This window comes from Streptomyces sp. NPDC048111 (assembly GCF_043202815.1).
In the GTDB taxonomy this organism is placed as follows: Bacteria; Actinomycetota; Actinomycetes; order Streptomycetales; family Streptomycetaceae; genus Streptomyces.
Genome location: NZ_JBIDBD010000003.1, coordinates 58,885 through 73,526 on the forward strand (window position 1 = coordinate 58,885; position 14,642 = coordinate 73,526).

Annotated in this window: 16 protein-coding genes, 1 tRNA gene and 1 pseudogene; 9 read left to right on the forward strand and 9 right to left on the reverse strand. The window is 70.0% G+C overall.

What is annotated here, in order from left to right; all coding sequences use genetic code 11:
- Positions 1–225: 225 nt before the first annotated feature.
- The 3 genes from ACGF3I_RS08005 to ACGF3I_RS08015 all read right to left on the reverse strand — a co-directional run bounded on the left by ACGF3I_RS08005 (position 226) and on the right by ACGF3I_RS08015 (position 1,543).
- Entirely contained in the window at positions 226–810 is a 585-nt protein-coding gene (locus ACGF3I_RS08005; protein ID WP_393129777.1) for a DinB family protein, read from the reverse strand.
- A gap of 93 nt (positions 811–903) precedes the next feature.
- Positions 904–988, reverse strand: a tRNA-Leu gene (locus tag ACGF3I_RS08010).
- Between the two features lie 99 nt (positions 989–1,087).
- On the reverse strand, positions 1,088–1,543 hold the full coding sequence (locus tag ACGF3I_RS08015; protein WP_393129778.1) for a hypothetical protein: 456 nt from the start codon (positions 1,541–1,543) through the stop codon (positions 1,088–1,090).
- Between the two features lie 471 nt (positions 1,544–2,014).
- Here ACGF3I_RS08015 and ACGF3I_RS08020 point away from each other — a divergent pair, with 471 nt between their 5' ends.
- Positions 2,015–3,343, forward strand: a complete 1,329-nt coding sequence (locus tag ACGF3I_RS08020) for a DUF2254 domain-containing protein (protein WP_393129779.1) — start codon at positions 2,015–2,017, stop codon at positions 3,341–3,343.
- A 174-nt stretch (positions 3,344–3,517) separates the two neighbouring features.
- Here ACGF3I_RS08020 and ACGF3I_RS08025 read toward each other — a convergent pair whose 3' ends face one another.
- Both ACGF3I_RS08025 and ACGF3I_RS08030 read right to left on the reverse strand, forming a co-directional pair.
- Positions 3,518–3,907, reverse strand: a complete 390-nt coding sequence (locus tag ACGF3I_RS08025; RefSeq protein WP_393129780.1) for an FCD domain-containing protein — start codon at positions 3,905–3,907, stop codon at positions 3,518–3,520.
- A gap of 117 nt (positions 3,908–4,024) precedes the next feature.
- Complete coding sequence (locus ACGF3I_RS08030; RefSeq protein ID WP_393129781.1) at positions 4,025–4,486, reverse strand: hemerythrin domain-containing protein; 462 nt, start codon at positions 4,484–4,486, stop codon at positions 4,025–4,027.
- Between the two features lie 185 nt (positions 4,487–4,671).
- Here ACGF3I_RS08030 and ACGF3I_RS08035 point away from each other — a divergent pair, with 185 nt between their 5' ends.
- From ACGF3I_RS08035 to ACGF3I_RS08055, 5 genes are all read left to right on the forward strand, one after another.
- The gene (locus ACGF3I_RS08035; protein ID WP_393129782.1) at positions 4,672–5,022 is read left to right on the forward strand and encodes a hypothetical protein; all 351 of its coding nucleotides are present in this window, start codon (positions 4,672–4,674) and stop codon (positions 5,020–5,022) included.
- 404 nt (positions 5,023–5,426) lie between these two features.
- Entirely contained in the window at positions 5,427–5,891 is a 465-nt protein-coding gene (locus tag ACGF3I_RS08040) for a DUF2199 domain-containing protein (protein ID WP_393130194.1), read from the forward strand.
- Positions 5,891–6,553, forward strand: a complete 663-nt coding sequence (locus ACGF3I_RS08045; protein ID WP_393129783.1) for a hypothetical protein — start codon at positions 5,891–5,893, stop codon at positions 6,551–6,553. The genes ACGF3I_RS08040 and ACGF3I_RS08045 overlap by 1 nt, the downstream gene beginning before the upstream one ends.
- 117 nt (positions 6,554–6,670) lie before the next feature.
- Entirely contained in the window at positions 6,671–7,288 is a 618-nt protein-coding gene (locus tag ACGF3I_RS08050) for a DUF6000 family protein (RefSeq protein WP_393129784.1), read from the forward strand.
- A gap of 764 nt (positions 7,289–8,052) precedes the next feature.
- Positions 8,053–8,970 (forward strand): DUF6891 domain-containing protein, encoded by a 918-nt coding sequence (locus ACGF3I_RS08055; protein WP_393129785.1) that lies wholly within the window; start codon positions 8,053–8,055, stop codon positions 8,968–8,970.
- A gap of 308 nt (positions 8,971–9,278) precedes the next feature.
- Here the strand turns inward: ACGF3I_RS08055 and ACGF3I_RS08060 are convergent, their stop codons facing one another.
- Positions 9,279–10,217, reverse strand: coding sequence for a beta-ketoacyl-ACP synthase III (locus tag ACGF3I_RS08060; protein ID WP_393130195.1), 939 nt, complete (start codon positions 10,215–10,217; stop codon positions 9,279–9,281).
- A 273-nt stretch (positions 10,218–10,490) separates the two neighbouring features.
- Between ACGF3I_RS08060 and ACGF3I_RS08065 the strand changes: the two are divergent.
- Both ACGF3I_RS08065 and fdhD read left to right on the forward strand, forming a co-directional pair.
- Positions 10,491–10,640: pseudogene (locus tag ACGF3I_RS08065) on the forward strand (Fe-S-binding domain-containing protein); the annotation flags it as partial.
- 199 nt (positions 10,641–10,839) lie between these two features.
- On the forward strand, positions 10,840–11,679 hold the full coding sequence (gene fdhD / locus ACGF3I_RS08070; RefSeq protein WP_393129786.1) for a formate dehydrogenase accessory sulfurtransferase FdhD: 840 nt from the start codon (positions 10,840–10,842) through the stop codon (positions 11,677–11,679).
- Positions 11,680–11,944: 265 nt separating this feature from the next.
- Here the strand turns inward: fdhD and ACGF3I_RS08075 are convergent, their stop codons facing one another.
- The 3 genes from ACGF3I_RS08075 to ACGF3I_RS08085 form a co-directional block, all read right to left on the reverse strand.
- Positions 11,945–12,349: a (2Fe-2S) ferredoxin domain-containing protein gene (locus tag ACGF3I_RS08075; RefSeq protein ID WP_393129787.1), complete on the reverse strand. Its 405-nt coding sequence runs from the start codon at positions 12,347–12,349 to the stop codon at positions 11,945–11,947.
- A 4-nt stretch (positions 12,350–12,353) separates the two neighbouring features.
- Complete coding sequence (locus ACGF3I_RS08080; RefSeq protein WP_393129788.1) at positions 12,354–12,887, reverse strand: isochorismatase family protein; 534 nt, start codon at positions 12,885–12,887, stop codon at positions 12,354–12,356.
- A gap of 81 nt (positions 12,888–12,968) precedes the next feature.
- Positions 12,969–13,427, reverse strand: a complete 459-nt coding sequence (locus ACGF3I_RS08085; protein WP_393129789.1) for a MarR family winged helix-turn-helix transcriptional regulator — start codon at positions 13,425–13,427, stop codon at positions 12,969–12,971.
- A gap of 164 nt (positions 13,428–13,591) precedes the next feature.
- Here ACGF3I_RS08085 and ACGF3I_RS08090 point away from each other — a divergent pair, with 164 nt between their 5' ends.
- Positions 13,592–14,524, forward strand: a complete 933-nt coding sequence (locus ACGF3I_RS08090; RefSeq protein WP_393129790.1) for a zinc-binding alcohol dehydrogenase family protein — start codon at positions 13,592–13,594, stop codon at positions 14,522–14,524.
- The last annotated feature ends 118 nt before the right edge of the window (positions 14,525–14,642 follow it).

Here is a 14,642-nt window from a genome sequence, read left to right on the forward strand (position 1 = left end):
TGGCTTCAGGGAACGGCCCTGCGCCTGTGGAGGGGAATCGGCAATGATGGACGCGCCGGCACGGCGCGACGTTTGGCCGCGCATCAAGAGCGCTGCGGACTGACCGCCCGGAGCGGCCCGGCCCTGAGCAGCAGGGGCCCACCCGAGCACCTGCTCGCCCGCCCCCGATCCAGCCCATCTCCGCACGCGACGAAGCGGACGACCCCGATTCGCCGAGCCCGCCCGCTACATCTTGGCCGCTGCGGCCGATCTGGCGGCCTGTTCGATCTTCGCGTAATAGGCGTCGCGGGCCTCGCGATCGCCCCGCGTCTCGTGTTCGGGCCGCATCCCGGTTCGGCCGTCGACACCTTCGCGCAGGATGTCGGCGTGCCCGGCATGCCGGTTGGTCTCGCCGAGGACGTGGACCATGACGGCGAACAGGTTCGTGCCGGAATGAGGCTCCGGCCACCACGGCACGTGGCCGGGGGCGTCGAGGGGAAGCTCGTCGATGGTCGCGTCCGAGTGTGCCCACGTACGCCGGTAGGACTCGATGATGTGGTCGCGGGTCTCGTCCTCGGTCGCCCACAGATCGCTGCCGTCATGGTCCTGCCACCGCAGCAGCGGTTCCGGGGAAGGCCGGTCGAAGACCTCGCCGAAGTACCGGGCCTCGACGCCGGCCACGTGTTTGACCAGACCGAGGAGGTTGGTCCCGGTCACCGTCAACGGTCGGCGGGCGTCGTACTCGGACAGGCCGTCGAGCTTCCAGAGCAGCGCCTCGCGGTCCCGCCGCAGTCTCCCGTGCAGGTGGTCCTTCGCGAATTCATCGATCATGTGGCGTGAGCCTAGAGCCGGCGCCCGGCCGTGGCCACACCCCAGAAAAGCAAAAAACCCCTGATGAACAGGGGTTTCAGCTGCTACAGAAAGTGTCCGAGGGGGGACTTGAACCCCCACGCCCGATAAAGGGCACTAGCACCTCAAGCTAGCGCGTCTGCCATTCCGCCACCCGGACAAGGTGTCGGCCCCGCGGGGTTTCCCTCGCGGCGACATAGAGAACTCTACCAGGGGTTCGAGGTGCTGTTCACCCGCATAGTGCGTGGTCAGGCCAGCGTCAGGCCTTGTTCGCGGCGATCCAGTCGTCGTTCGCCTGCCACGCGTACAGGGTGTTCCCCTCCATGTACGCGTAGTACAGGCCACAGCGGGCCGCGGCCCGCTGCTCCGCGTGCCGCGGGAACCAGGCGGACCCGATGGCAGGGGGCGGCGGGGCTGCTTCCGGCTTGTGCGGCGCACAGCCCTCGGGGAGGGACGACGAGGGCAGCGTCGCCTTCAGGAGGCGGTCGCCGCCCGTGGTCTTCATCGCGTACTCGATCCGCTTCGCCTCGTCCGGCAGCCAGCGCGGCACGGAGGCGCGGTCCCGCTTGGCCTCCTTGCCGGAGCTGTAGGACGCGGCCTCGTCGTGCCGGTTGTCGTACCAGTCCTTGGCGGCCGGCCCCGCCACGACCGCGGCGAAGGCGAGGCCGACCGCACACGCGACACCGGAGAGGACGGCGGCCCGGGTCCTCGACATCCGGCCCCGGGCCCGGGGCCGGGGCCGGGGCCGGGGCCGGGGCGGGGGCGGGGGCGGGGGCGGGGTGTGAGCGGAGTCGGCGGGCGTGGGCAGGTGTGCGGGTGTGGGCGGGGGCGTGGGCATGACTGCGGCTCCTGGTATCGGCGCAGGGGTCGATCGTGCGGGGTGCGACGTAGAACATCTGCGGGCATGGCAGGGCGGGGGGCGTGGGGCTTGGGACTGGGCTTGGGGCTTCGGAGAGCACGGAGCGCATCGGCGGGGCAGGACGTCGGGGGCGTACCGCAGCTGCAACCCCGCCGGGGCGAACCCCGAGCCGCACAGCCCCGGCGGACCGGGTTCGTTTCCCTGGCTTCCATTCTTCGGCCCCGGCCGCCCCGGCGCGTACTCCGTGAGGACCAATGTGTGTACGACTGTGGGACCACACGGCGACGCGGCCGCATCAGCACTGCGATGCAGGCCTAGCCTCGCCGGGTGACCAAGGGCAACGGATACCGGCGGCCGAGAGCGCTCTCACCACTGCGCGAGCACCTGCGCGACACGTTCTGGTTCGCGCCCACCGCGGCCATGGTGCTGGTCTTCCTGCTGTGGACCGGCGCCGGCGAGCTGGACGTGACCTTCGTGCGGCTCCTCCAGGAGCACGGGAACCTCGACGAGGTCGACGAGCTGATCCGGATCGTCAACGATGCCAAACCCGTGATCAACACCGTCAGCTCGGCGATGATGACCTTCATCGGCGTGGTGTTCAGCATCTCGCTGGTGGCCGTGCAGATGGCGGGCGCCCAGTTCACCCCGCGGGTCGTGCGGATCTTCGTGCGGTCCCGCATCACCAAGCTGACGTTCGCCGTCTTCCTGGCCACCTTCACGCTGTCGCTCCTCGTGCTCACCTCGTTCGAGAGCGAGGCCGATCCGAGTCTGGTGACCACGGTCCCGTTCGTCCAGACCGTCCTGACGCTGCTGATGGTCGCCCTGAGCCTGTTCCTCTTCATCGCGTACGTGAGCTCCACGCTGCGGCTCATCCGGATCGGCCATGTCGTCGACCGGATCGCCGGTGAGTCCCTGCGGGTGGTGGACAAGATGCCGCGGGGGGAATTCGACGGTGGCGCGATGGGTGCGGAGCGCGGCCGGATCGGCTACACCGGGCGGGCCGGGGTGCTGCGGGACGTCAACATCGCCCGGCTCGTGCGCGCCGCCCAGCGGCAGGGCGTCGTACTGCGACTGCTTCCCCGGCTCGGGGACTTCGTGGTCACCGGCACGCCGCTCCTGGCGGTCCACGGCGACGAGGGGCGAGGTGGGGAGGGCGACGTCCCCTCGCGCGGCGCGCTGCGCTACACGGTGACGGTCGGGGCCGAGCGCACCTTCCACCAGGACCTGACGTTCGGTCTGCGCCAGCTCTGCGACATCGCGCTGAGAGCGCTCTCGCACGCCATCAACGACCCCACGACCGCCGTGCAGTGCCTGGATCGCATCGTCCAGCTGCTCACGGAGCTGGCACATCGGCCGCTCGGCGCCGTCGCGCATCCGGACAGCAAGGGGAAGGTCAGGCTGGTGCAGAACGTGCCGGACTGGGCGGACGTCGTCGATCTCGCCTTCACCGAGATCCGGCTCTGCGCGGTCGGGAACCCGCAGGTCACCCGTCGGCTCATGGCGGGCCTGGACGATCTGCTGCGGCTCGTCCCGGCCGCGCGGCGCGAACCCCTGCTGCGACAGCGGGAGTTGCTCGCGCAGGCCGTCGCCCGAGCCCTTCCCGAACCCGCTGAACGCGCTTTCGCGCTGGAACCGGACCGGCAGGGGATCGGGTGAGGTGGCCGGGTCGGTGCGGAGCGCGGGGGCGCCGGACCAGCCGGGGTGCGGGGGTGTGGCCTGGCCGGGTCGACAACCCTGCGGGTCAATGCAGCTGTGACTCGGCTGGCAGGCCAGGAAGTTGCCCGCAGAACGCGCTCTCCGGCGGAGCCCCCGGTCACCGCCCCTCGGCGGTCAGGCCCTGTGAGAGCGCTCCAGGCAGCTCTTACGGGCGGGATCGGCGTGGGCGCGCATGAGTTCGGCGGCCCGCGGCTCTTCCCGCCCCGAGAGCGCGACGATCAGGTCCCGGTGCTCGATCCAGGGCTGCTTGCCGCGCTGACGGGACCGGCGCGAGTAGTACCAGCGCACCCACCGGTCGACCTGGCCGGCGGGCGCAACGAGCACCGCGTTCCCAGCCGGCTCCTTGATGCGGGCGTGGGAGGCGGCGTTCGTCGCCACCGCCAGGTCAGCGTCATTGCCCGCGACAGCCCGCGGGACACGCGCGCACACGCGCGCCCGCGCGGGTCTTGGCCGGGCGTCCGCGCGGGACTTGGCTGGGCATCCGCGCACACCGCAGCGCAGCATGGCGTGTACGGCGGGGATGGCGGGCAGGCCGTACGACGGGCAGAAGGGTATGGCCGGTACGGGCGGGTTCGGCGCGGACCCGCACAGCCCGAGGGGGCGGCCGGGAGGCGCGGCTGCTCACTCACCACCCCCTTGGTGCGCCTCGCGCCAAGCCGCCATGGACAGGTCCCACTCGTCCCCCGAGAGGGCCGTCAGGGATGCGGGGAAAAGCCCGTCCTCCTCACGGCTGATGTGTTGGTGGAGTTCCCGCACCATCAGGTCGAACTCGGCGCGGCCCGCCTCTGTCCCCGGGTCGAGGGCGCGCAGCCTGACGCTGTGGTCGCGGTGCTCGTGCGTCAGGACGCCGATGTAGTCCGCGTATTCGGGATCCTGGCGCATCACGGCGAAGAGACCGTTCTCCTCGCCCCTCCAATGGGTCTCCAGCTCCCCCGCCATGAAGGCGACGAGTTCCCGGGCTCGCGCGGTATCGCCCGCGGCGAGCGCGCGTTGAGCGTCCCCCGCCGCGTCGGTGACGCGCTCGTGCTCGGCGATGAACTCCTTGATGAGGGGGATTTCGCGACATCCGCAGTAGTGACACATGGGGCTCTTTGTACGTCGGAGAGCCCCGGGCGCAGCGCCGACACGGCCGTCCTCGGCCGCAGGTCGCACCGCGACGGCAGGCCGCCCCGAGCCCCGCGACGGACTGCCGTCGAGCACCCCGTGAGCGAGCCGCGCGAGAGCCCCCCGAGGGAACTGGACGACCCCCGGTGATCGTCAGACAGAACATGCCTTCTGTTCTGATCCTCGGTATCGACCCGCACACCGTTCCCGGCATGGACGGGGACGGTGTGCGCGCCGCCCTCGACGAGGAACTGGCCCGCTTCGCCGCGCACGGCATCGACGCGTCCATGGCCCTGATCACCCTGAACGAATCGGCCGAGTCCACGGTGGTGGACGCGCTGGCCGGCCGGCCCTGGGACGTCGTCGTCATCGGCGGCGGGATCCGCAAGCCGGAGCCGCTGTTGACCTTCTTCGAGCAGGTCGTGAATCTGGTACGCCGCCATGCGCCGGGCGCCGAGATCGCGTTCAACACCAACGGAACCACCAGCGTGGAGGCGGCCTTGCGCCGGCTCTGAGTCTCCATCGGCGGGGTATGCGTCGGCGGTGCCGGTGGGCGGCACGACGTCGATGCCGGTAGCCCTCGCATCGGTGTCACCAGTGGCTGGCTCGACGGCGTCGTCAGTGGCTCGTGCGCGACGGCGGTGCCGACGTCCGGGTCCCGGTGACAGGCCCGTATTGGCGGAGTGCTCTTGTTCCGTAGCTGCTGTATTCCGGCGCCAAGGAAGCAAGGAAGCCACGTGCCATCGCCTGTCGTCGGGGGAGCCAGCTGTGACTGGGCGTGGTAGTTGGCCGCGCAGGGCGGTGGCCGAGTAAGCCCCCCTTCGGGTCCGGTTGGAGTCCGTCGCTAGGCTCCGGGCCCATGACCAATGATGTGGGGTTCACCTGCGCGTGCTGCGGGGCGCACCACCCTGAGCTGCCGATGAACTACACGGCCGAGGCTCCCGCCGTGTGGCAGCCGGCCTTCGCCGACGCCGAGGACTGCTTGCTCTCTGCGGACCAGTGCGTGGTTCGCGGGCAGCACTACTTCGTGAAGGGCAGGATCGAGATACCGGTCATCGGCAGTGCCGAGGTGTTCTCCTGGGGCGTCTGGGTCTCGCTCAGCCGAGAGAGCTTCTCCCGAGCCTCGGATCTGTGGGACAGGCCCGGCCGCGAGGCTGAGAAGCCGTACTTCGGCTGGCTCACCACCGATCTTCCGGTATACCCGGCGACGACGCTCAACCTGAAGACGCGCGTCCATACCCGTCCGGTCGGCGAGCGCCCCTTCGTCGAACTGGAACCCACCGACCACCCCCTCGCCATCGAGCAGCGCACAGGAATCAGCCCGGAGCGCGCACGGGAGATTGCGTCGGCCGTGCTCCACGCCGGGGACGGCGAGCAGCGGTAATGGCTGACCAGCCCGTATCGTCCGTCCCGGTCGCGCCTGCCGACCTGAGCCGCAGGGCCCGGCGGTTCATCGAGACGGAGGGCATACGTGTTCACCGGCAGGACATCCGTCGTCACCGCGACGCATGGCTCAAGCACGGGATTCCCGCTGCGGAGATCGAGCGGGCCGCTGCCTTCCAGGACCGCTGGGGCGGCCTTGCCCTGCCGCCGGCCCCGTTCTACGAGGGCGGTCCGCGCATCCTGGACGCCGACCGCCCCGAGCAAGTGCCCGCGGAAGGCTGGTCGTTCCCGGCAGGGGACTGCCGGGTGTCCATGGCCTACAGCTTCATGATCGGCCCCGGCGGTACGTTCGGCATCGACGCCTACCAGTGGACGCCCCTGCATGCCAGCACTGACGGATGGGTGGAATCCCTGGCGCTCGCCGCTCATGCCCGCCGCTGGGCCACGACCGTCACAAGGGTTAAGCGCAAGGCCGTCGACACACTGGATCTCGGCGCATTCGAGCCGGTCCCCGAAGTCCAGGGTGTGACCGACTCGTGGTGGCGAGGCAAGGACTCTCTCATCGCCGTCTACCGAGGTGAGGCCATGGGCCTTGATGCCCCGCAATGCCTCGAAGCGCACATCTACGGGGGCCTCGACGAGTGGGGCCTCTACGGCGGCTGACGTACGGGCGTTGTGGCTGAGCGCACACTTCAGCACAGGTGCCAACTACCGTACTCACTCACATCGGGGCAACGGAGGACTGGCTCTGTTCCGAGGCGTCACGGCAAGATCGCCAGTGTGATACGCCATCCTCACGACGATGCTGAGTTGCTGGCACTGGTTCGTCGTTACGTCACGCCCGAGCGACGCTACCTGAAGCTGGGCGGCGGCTTGCTGAGCATGCAAAGTCCCGATCGCGACCGATTTATACGAGACCTTCGTGAGGACGCGGGACTCATCACCGCAGATGAGGTCGCCAAGCTTCTTGAGGGCGGCTGGCGGGAGCGAAGAACTGCGGCTTGGCTCGTAGCCGTCTCCCGCCGGGCCGAGTTCCGTGAGCACCTCGGGGCACTCCTGCTGGCCGGCGAGGTCTGCTGCGTTGGGCTGGCCTACTGCGTGGCCCTGGCCAGTTTCGGAACGGCGCGCGACGCTGATCTGCTCGCCGCCTACCTGGATCGCTACCTCTGCCGCCCCGACCTCGCCTACGACCAGACCGTCGTCATGGGCGCTCTCCAGTTCATCGACCTGAACATTGGAGGTGGCCAAGCCGCCCGCTTCCGAGAACCGGGAGGCCTGTGGCAGCAGTGGCTCCAGGATGCACCTCACATGAAGGGCGACTCGGACCCCACCCCCTTCTTCTTGAGCCTCATTCGTCGGCTCTGCGCATTCGTCGACGAATGTGCAGAGGTGCTATGACCGCCCCCATCTCGTGACGGTCTCTCTGATCCATGGCCGTCGGCCGGGGAGCAGTCAGATCTGCTCTGCGTGCGGGACGCGACGTGGTCGAGCCAGTCGCGTCTGGCGTATCCGGTCCACCGTGTGGCGTTGCTGATGCTCGTGCAGGTGAGGTCCGCGAGGACGGATGCCGGCAGGACGGATGCCGGCAGGTGGGAGGCCAGGGCAAGACGGGCGCTGTTGCGGCTGGCGAGGCCTTCGAAACCATGACGTCGTAGCAGTAGGCCGAGGTATTCGGAGGTTCCGAGCCGTCGACGCAGCGAGCGGCTTTCCTGGACGCCGAGTTCGAAGGTAGTCGAAGAAGGCCTCCAGTTCCGCGGGCTCCCACTGCCAGGGGTACTGGTTCGCGAACCGAGCGAGCCGCTTGACCAGGGAGACCCTGGGGGCGAATGGTCGACTCCCAGTCGAGGAACCGCGTGCGCCGCTGGCGAGCCCATCCACCATTGCGTCGAAGACGGCGGGCTCGGGGTCCCAGTACACGACCCCGTCGGCGAGGACCAAGTGCGCGGCCCCTGGCAAATCAACGACTCGACTCAAATTGCATTTAACGCAACAACGTTGGGTTGGTTACGCGGGCCTGGCCAGAGCGTCAGCGCCATCGACGAACTGAAACCAGCCTCTTCGCCACCTGCCATAACCAGCCTTGCCGGCGCGAATCGCATGTTGCATTGGATGCAATACGGCAGCCTGACTGCGTTGTCAGTGGCTCGTGCGACAGTGACGACATGCTTGCGATCGCGGTGGACACGGAGAACAGCCGACGGCACATCAGGGTCGACGCCGAGCAACTGGCGGGCCTGGTGCGACGGCTGGGGGGCGAGGACGACCGGTTCCTCGTCGTTCAGCGCGTCCCCGACCTGCCCGACGTATTCATTCAGGTGTGGCACGAGGCGGGTGGGAGCTATCTGCTGGAACACCGCGACGGGTCGGCGGCCCGGCACTTCCGCACCACGCTCAGTGAACCGGAGCCGGTGGCCGCGGCAATGACGGGATGGGCGCGGACGGAGGAGGGCTGGGACGCGGGGCTGGACTGGGAGCTCCTGGAGTTCGAACTCCCTGGCCCCATACCCGAGTTGGACCTTGGCGACGAGGACCGCACGCTCCTGGAGGCCCGCGTGCGCGAGACGATCGCCGGCGGTTACGCCACCCGCGGGGAACTGGCGGAGCTCGCCGCTGACTATCTCGTATCGGGCGACAAACACCCCGTATCGCGCGCGCAGGCGCAGCAGTTGGTGGACCGTCTGTGGCTGGAGCGGGTGGCGGAGCAGGCGTCCTGGCAGGGCGAGACGGATCCCGAGCGGCTCTCCCGGGCTTTCGCCGCGCTGGAGGCGGCGGGGCTCACGGCCCGGGAGAACTTCACCTGCTGCCGATCCTGCGGTCAGGCCGAGATAGGCGCGGCCGGCTCACCGGAGGCCCGCGGCTACGTCTACTTCTACACCCAGGCGACCGACGCCGCCGCGTCGGGCCATGGGCTCAGTCTGATGTACGGGGGATTCGACGGATCGGCCGAGACGACGGCAGCCGTGGGACGGGAGGTCGTGGCCGCGCTGGAGGGGTGCGGCCTGTCGGTGGCGTGGGACGGCGATCCCGCGCAGGCTCTCGACGTGACGCCCCTCAACTGGCGCAAGCGCTTGATCGGTTGACGTCACGCTCGGAACGGCTGGGCGGGCCGGCCTTCCGACGGCTGGGGGGTCACGACCTGCGGCCCGCGCGAATGATGGGCAGCGGCCCGGACAGGTCACGGCCTTCGCCTGGGGCAGGCACGACCGGCGGCCGAGGCGGGCCGGGGACAGGGGCCCAAGCGGGGGGGTACGACCTGCGCCCGGGCCGGGTCAGGGTCAGCAGCCCACACGGGTCACGACCGACGCCCGAGGCAGCTCAGGGTCAGCAGCCCACGCGGGTCATGCCTGCGCCCGCGTCAGGTCAGGGACAGCAGCACGTGCTGCGCGGGTCACGGGCAGCGTACGACCTGCCCGGCGTACGAGAGATTGCCGCCGAAGCCGAAGAGCAGGACGGGGTCACCGGTCCTGATCTCGCCGCGTTCGACCAGCTTCGACAGGGCCATGGGAATACTGGCGGCCGAGGTGTTGCCGGACACGACGACATCGCGGGCAATGACGGCATTGACGGCGCCGATCTTGCGCGCGACGGGTTCGATGATGCGCAGATTGGCCTGGTGGAGCACGACCGCCGCGAGGTCCTCGGGGGTGAGTCCGGCGCGCTCGCACACCTGGCGGGCGATGGGCGGCAGTTGCGTGGTGGCCCAGCGGTAGACGGACTGGCCCTCCTGCGCGAACACCGGCGGACTGCCTTCGATGCGTACCGCGTGCCCCATCTCGGGCACCGAACCCCACAGCACCGGGCCGATCAGCTCGTCCTCGCTCGCCTCGACGACTGCGGCGCCGGCGCCGTCGCCGACCAGGACGCAGGTGCTGCGGTCGGTCCAATCCGTCACCGCGGTCATCTTGTCCGCGCCGATGACGAGGGCTCGGGTGGCGGTGCCGGTCCGCACCAGGCTGTCCGCGGTGGCGAGGGCGTGTGTGAAGCCGGCGCACACCACGTTGAGGTCGAGCACGGCGGGCGAGCCCATGCCGAGCCGGGTGGCGACCCGGGCGGCCGTGTTCGGCGAGCGGTCGACGGCCGTCGACGTGGCGACCAGGACCAGGTCGATGTCGGCGGGGCTCAACCCGGCGCCGGCGAGCGCCTTGGCTCCCGCGTGCGCGGCGAGTTCGTCCACGGGCTCGTCGGGGCCGGCCACGTGCCGCGTACGAATGCCGACGCGGCTGCTGATCCATTCGTCGCTCGTGTCGACCAGTTCGGCGAGGTCGTCATTGGTGAGCACCTTGGCGGGCTGGTAGTGCCCGAGTGCGACAAGACGTGAGCCTCGCATGCCGGTCATTGGCGGGTCCCCTCGGTACGAGCATTGGCTGCTGACATCCGGAGCCATCCAGTCTTCGTGGCTACCGATGGGTACATGGGCGCGAGATCCCACAGGATTCACTGCCGCACCTTTGGAGCCTTGTGTCAGCGTTTCGCCCGGCCGAGTCCGCCAGACACCCCCTCCGCCCGAAAGGCATACAGTCGGCAATGCTCTGCCGATGGCCCAATGGCTGACGCGTCAGAGCTCGGTACGGGCGCAAGCAGGCGGCGCGGGGGCGCAGCGACCGCCGCGTGCGCGTACTGGGACGCCGACTGCAACCTCACCCTCCATGTGCAGGACAATGAGACCGTCGAGGTCACCTCACCACACAGCCACCCGGTGACCCACGGCAACCGTTGCACCACGAGACGCTGCGGCCGCCAGCACGCATAGACACGGGACTGACGGCGGACCGGCCCTGCCGGACCCGACGAACCCCCAGCACGACGAGCAGACGCAGCAGCAGACCGACAGGGCGGCCCGGCGGCAGGGCGACAAGGCCGCCGAAACCTGCCGCACCGATAGACCAATAGGCCAATAGGCCAACAAACCGAACCGACCAAGTCGGCCAGAGCGATCGAGGGACTAGCACATGGGACGGGTCACCGAACGCCGCCGCGTCATCCGCATCCGGGACGGAGCGGTATCGACCCGCCCGGACACGCTGGTGGCCGAGGAGCCGCTGGAGATCCGGCTCAACGGAAAGCCGCTCGCGATCACGATGCGCACGCCCGGCGACGACTTCGCACTGGCGGCCGGCTTCCTGGTCAGCGAGGGCGTCCTCGGCTCCGCGGCCGAGCTGCGGTCGATCGTGTACTGCGCGGGTGCGACGGCCGACGGCCAGAACACCTACAACGTGGTCGACGTACGGCTCGCACCCGATGTGGCAGTGCCCGACATCACCCTCGAACGCAACGTGTACACGACGTCCTCGTGCGGCCTGTGCGGCAAGGCGAGCCTGGACGCGGTCCGTACGCAGGCCCGGTTCCCCATCGCCGACACTCCCCCGGTCCGCATCGAGCCCGAGCTGCTCGCGAGCCTGCCCGACCGGTTGCGCGCGGCGCAACGGGTCTTCGACCGGACCGGAGGTCTGCACGCGGCTGCGCTGTTCTCGCCGGAGGGCGAACTGCTCGACGTGCGCGAGGACGTGGGCCGTCACAACGCCGTCGACAAGCTGGTTGGACGCGCTCTCCAGGACGACCGGCTCCCGCTGTCGCGCTGCATCCTGCTGGTGTCGGGGCGTGCCTCGTTCGAGCTGGCGCAGAAGGCGGTGATGGCAGGCATACCCGTCCTCGCGGCGGTCTCCGCTCCGTCCTCACTCGCCGTCGACCTGGCCGCCGAAGCCGGCCTGACTCTGGTGGGCTTCCTGCGCGGCAGCTCCATGAACGTCTACGCGGGGGACGAACGGATCGCCCTGGGCTCGGGCGTCTGACGCCGCCTTGACCGGGCGGGTCGGCCAGGCAGTCGACAGGCAGCGGGCAGGAAGCGCTCTCCGCACCGGCCGATCCTGTGTTGGCCGGGTCTTCTCCCGCCGGATCCCTACGCGCGGGCGCCGGGCCGGGCGGAGCGTCGCGTGAGAGCGCTCTCTGACGTTACTGCGCCGCTCCGGCGAATCGCAGGGGCGGTGAGAAAACCCCCTGACGTCCGCCCGACGGGCCGCCGGGCGGCCTGAGAGCGCTCTTTCCTGAGAGCGCTCTCTAGCGCCCGCGCCGACGGGCTTCGGCGGGCGCCGGGATCACCTGGAGCGCGAGGGTCGCGGGGGGCTCGGCGACTCCGGGGCCGCCCTGCAGCGCCCAGTCCAGGATGTCGTCGGTCGCATCGTCGTCGAGGACCCAGCCGAGCCAGGCAGCGCGGGCGCCGCTCTGGCGGGCCCGGCCGGAGGGTTGGACCACGATCACATTGGCCTGGCCGCACGGCCCGAGGCAGTCGGTGGTGCGCACCGCGAGCCGCCCGCCGGATTGCGCGGCCGCAGTGCGCAGCCGCTCCAACTGGCGGGCGTGGTCGGTGCCGGGGTTCTTCGCGGCGTCACCGCAGCAGCAGCCGCGGCAGACGACGAGCGTGCAGGGGCGTGAACCGGCCGCGGATATCGAGAACTTGGGCACGCGATCAGCCGAACCCGATGGCGGAAGCCGTGACGACCCGGCCGAGGCGGGGAAAGTTCAGGGCAACCGCGGCCCGGTGCTCATCCTCGGTCAGAGCCGCCATGGCGTCCTCGACGAAGAGCAGCTCGTACCCGTGGTCGGACGCGGCTCGGGCGGTCGACTCGACACCGAGGTTGGTGGCGATGCCGCCGAACACGAGGGTGGTGACACCGCGTTCGGCGAGCAGTTCGTGCAGACCGGTGCGGTGGAAGCCGCCGATGGTGCGCTTGACCACGACGAGATCGCCATCGTGCGCGAGCCCGGCGACGAGAGCGCTTCCCGGGGGCTGGGTGGCCACGCCGGGGCGCTCGACCCGCACGAGGACGACAGGCGCGCCGGCAGCACGGAAGGATCCCGCCAACTCCTTTGAGACATCCAGGACTTGCTCCCCGGTGCGCGGAGCGAGCGGAAGCGCCGTGATCCGGTCCATCAGATCGACGAGGACGAGCGCGGTGTGCGCGGGGTCGAGTACGGCGGGCTCGCCTTCGAGTGCGGTCATGGCGGCACCGTACCGGCCGTGATGATCCACACTGGACGCCGGGGACCCGTTCCAGCCACACACGCACCGGCTACGTCTTCGTTACGCCTGGTGCAGACGGGTCAGCAGCGCCACGAGGCGGCGCGATTCGGCTGGGGTGAGCGGTGCGAGCAGCCGGTCGTTCGCCTCTTCGGCCACGACGGTGCAGCGCCTCAGGAGCTCGTCTCCGGCCGCGGTGATGGTGACCGCGTTCTTCCGCCGGTCGCGGGGGTCGGGCTCACGAACGGTGAGACCGTCGGCCTGAAGGTCGTTGAGGATGCCGACCAGGTCCTTGGGATCGATCGCGACCTTGCGACCGAGGTCGGCCTGGGCGATCGGGCCGAGTTCGGACACCGCGGCGAGGACCGCATGGTGCAGCATCCTGACACCCTCCCCCGCAAGCGCCTCCGCGACGAGCCCGCGCCCGCGCGCGGCAACCCTTCCAATGAGCCAGCTGGGCAGCGACTGGATGTGCTGGAGGGCGGGGAGAGCGCTCTCAGGCTTCCCGGGCTGCGATGTCATGCGGCTCACCTTACCTCGAAAACATAGGGCTTCCCAACGAATCCACCATCGTCTATCGTTGGGCACCCCAACGAGTCTGAGCCCCGGAACACCCCGGTTCGGACCCCGTCTCCCAAGACGACCGCACCATCAACTTCGCGAACTTCCATCAGGAGGAGTGATCCATGCGCCGTATCCGGTACGAGGTCAGCGGCGGCCCCGAGGTGCTGTTCGTGGAGGAGGTCGCGGCCCCCGCGCCCGGGCCGGGCGAGCTACTGCTCGACGTAGCGGCGATCGGCGTGACTCTGCCCATGGTGCGCAAGGTCCGCGAGGGCAGCGAGCCAGTGGCCCTGGGAGGCGAGATCGCGGGCACTGTTGTCGCGCTCGGGGACGGGGTGGTGGACTTCGCGATCGGCGACCGGGTGACGGGCCTCTCCTTCGGCCACGGCTATGCCGAACAGGCAGTCCTGCACACGGCGATGGCCTCCCACATCCCCTCCCACGCCGGCTTCGTGGACGCCATCGCGCTGGTGCGCAGCGGACTGGTGGCGCGGGGCGCCTATGAGTCCGCGCGGCCGGAGCCCGGCGAGTCGGTCCTGGTCACTGCCGCAGCCAGCGCGATCGGCACGCTGGCCCTGCAGTTCGCGAAGGCGGGCGGTGCACGCCGCGTCGTCGCCGCCGTCGGTTCTGCCGAAAAGGCTGACTTCGTAAGGGAGTTGGGGGCGGATGAGGTGTTCCTGTACGACGACGCTTCTTGGGGCGAACCGGTCGACGTGGTCCTGGACGCGGTCGGCGGCGCGTTGCTCACCCCGGCCGTGAGAGCGCTCGCAGCCGGCGGGCGCCTGGTCGCGTTCAGCTCCGGCGGCGGCACCATCGAGGCATACGACCTGCTCGTGGGTGGCAAGTCCGCCATCGGCTTCCAGATGGCAGTGATAGCTCGCAACAAGCCGTCGTTGTATGCCTGTTGGCGAGAGGGGCTGTGGGAGATGCATGCGGCGGGGAAACTCCGGACCCGCATCGCGGCGCAATTTCCCCTGCAGGACGCGGCCCACGCCCACGCGCTGATCGAGTCCCGCCGCAACCTCGGCAAGGTGGTACTGGTTACTGAGCGGTCGTGAGCGGCACGGGGTAAGGCGGCGCGGCAGGCCAGGGACATGGCAGCCGGACAGATACGGCGGGCGGACAGGTACGGCAGACCGGCGAGAGGGCGGGACAGTGCGCTGCCGTCGCGGCGAG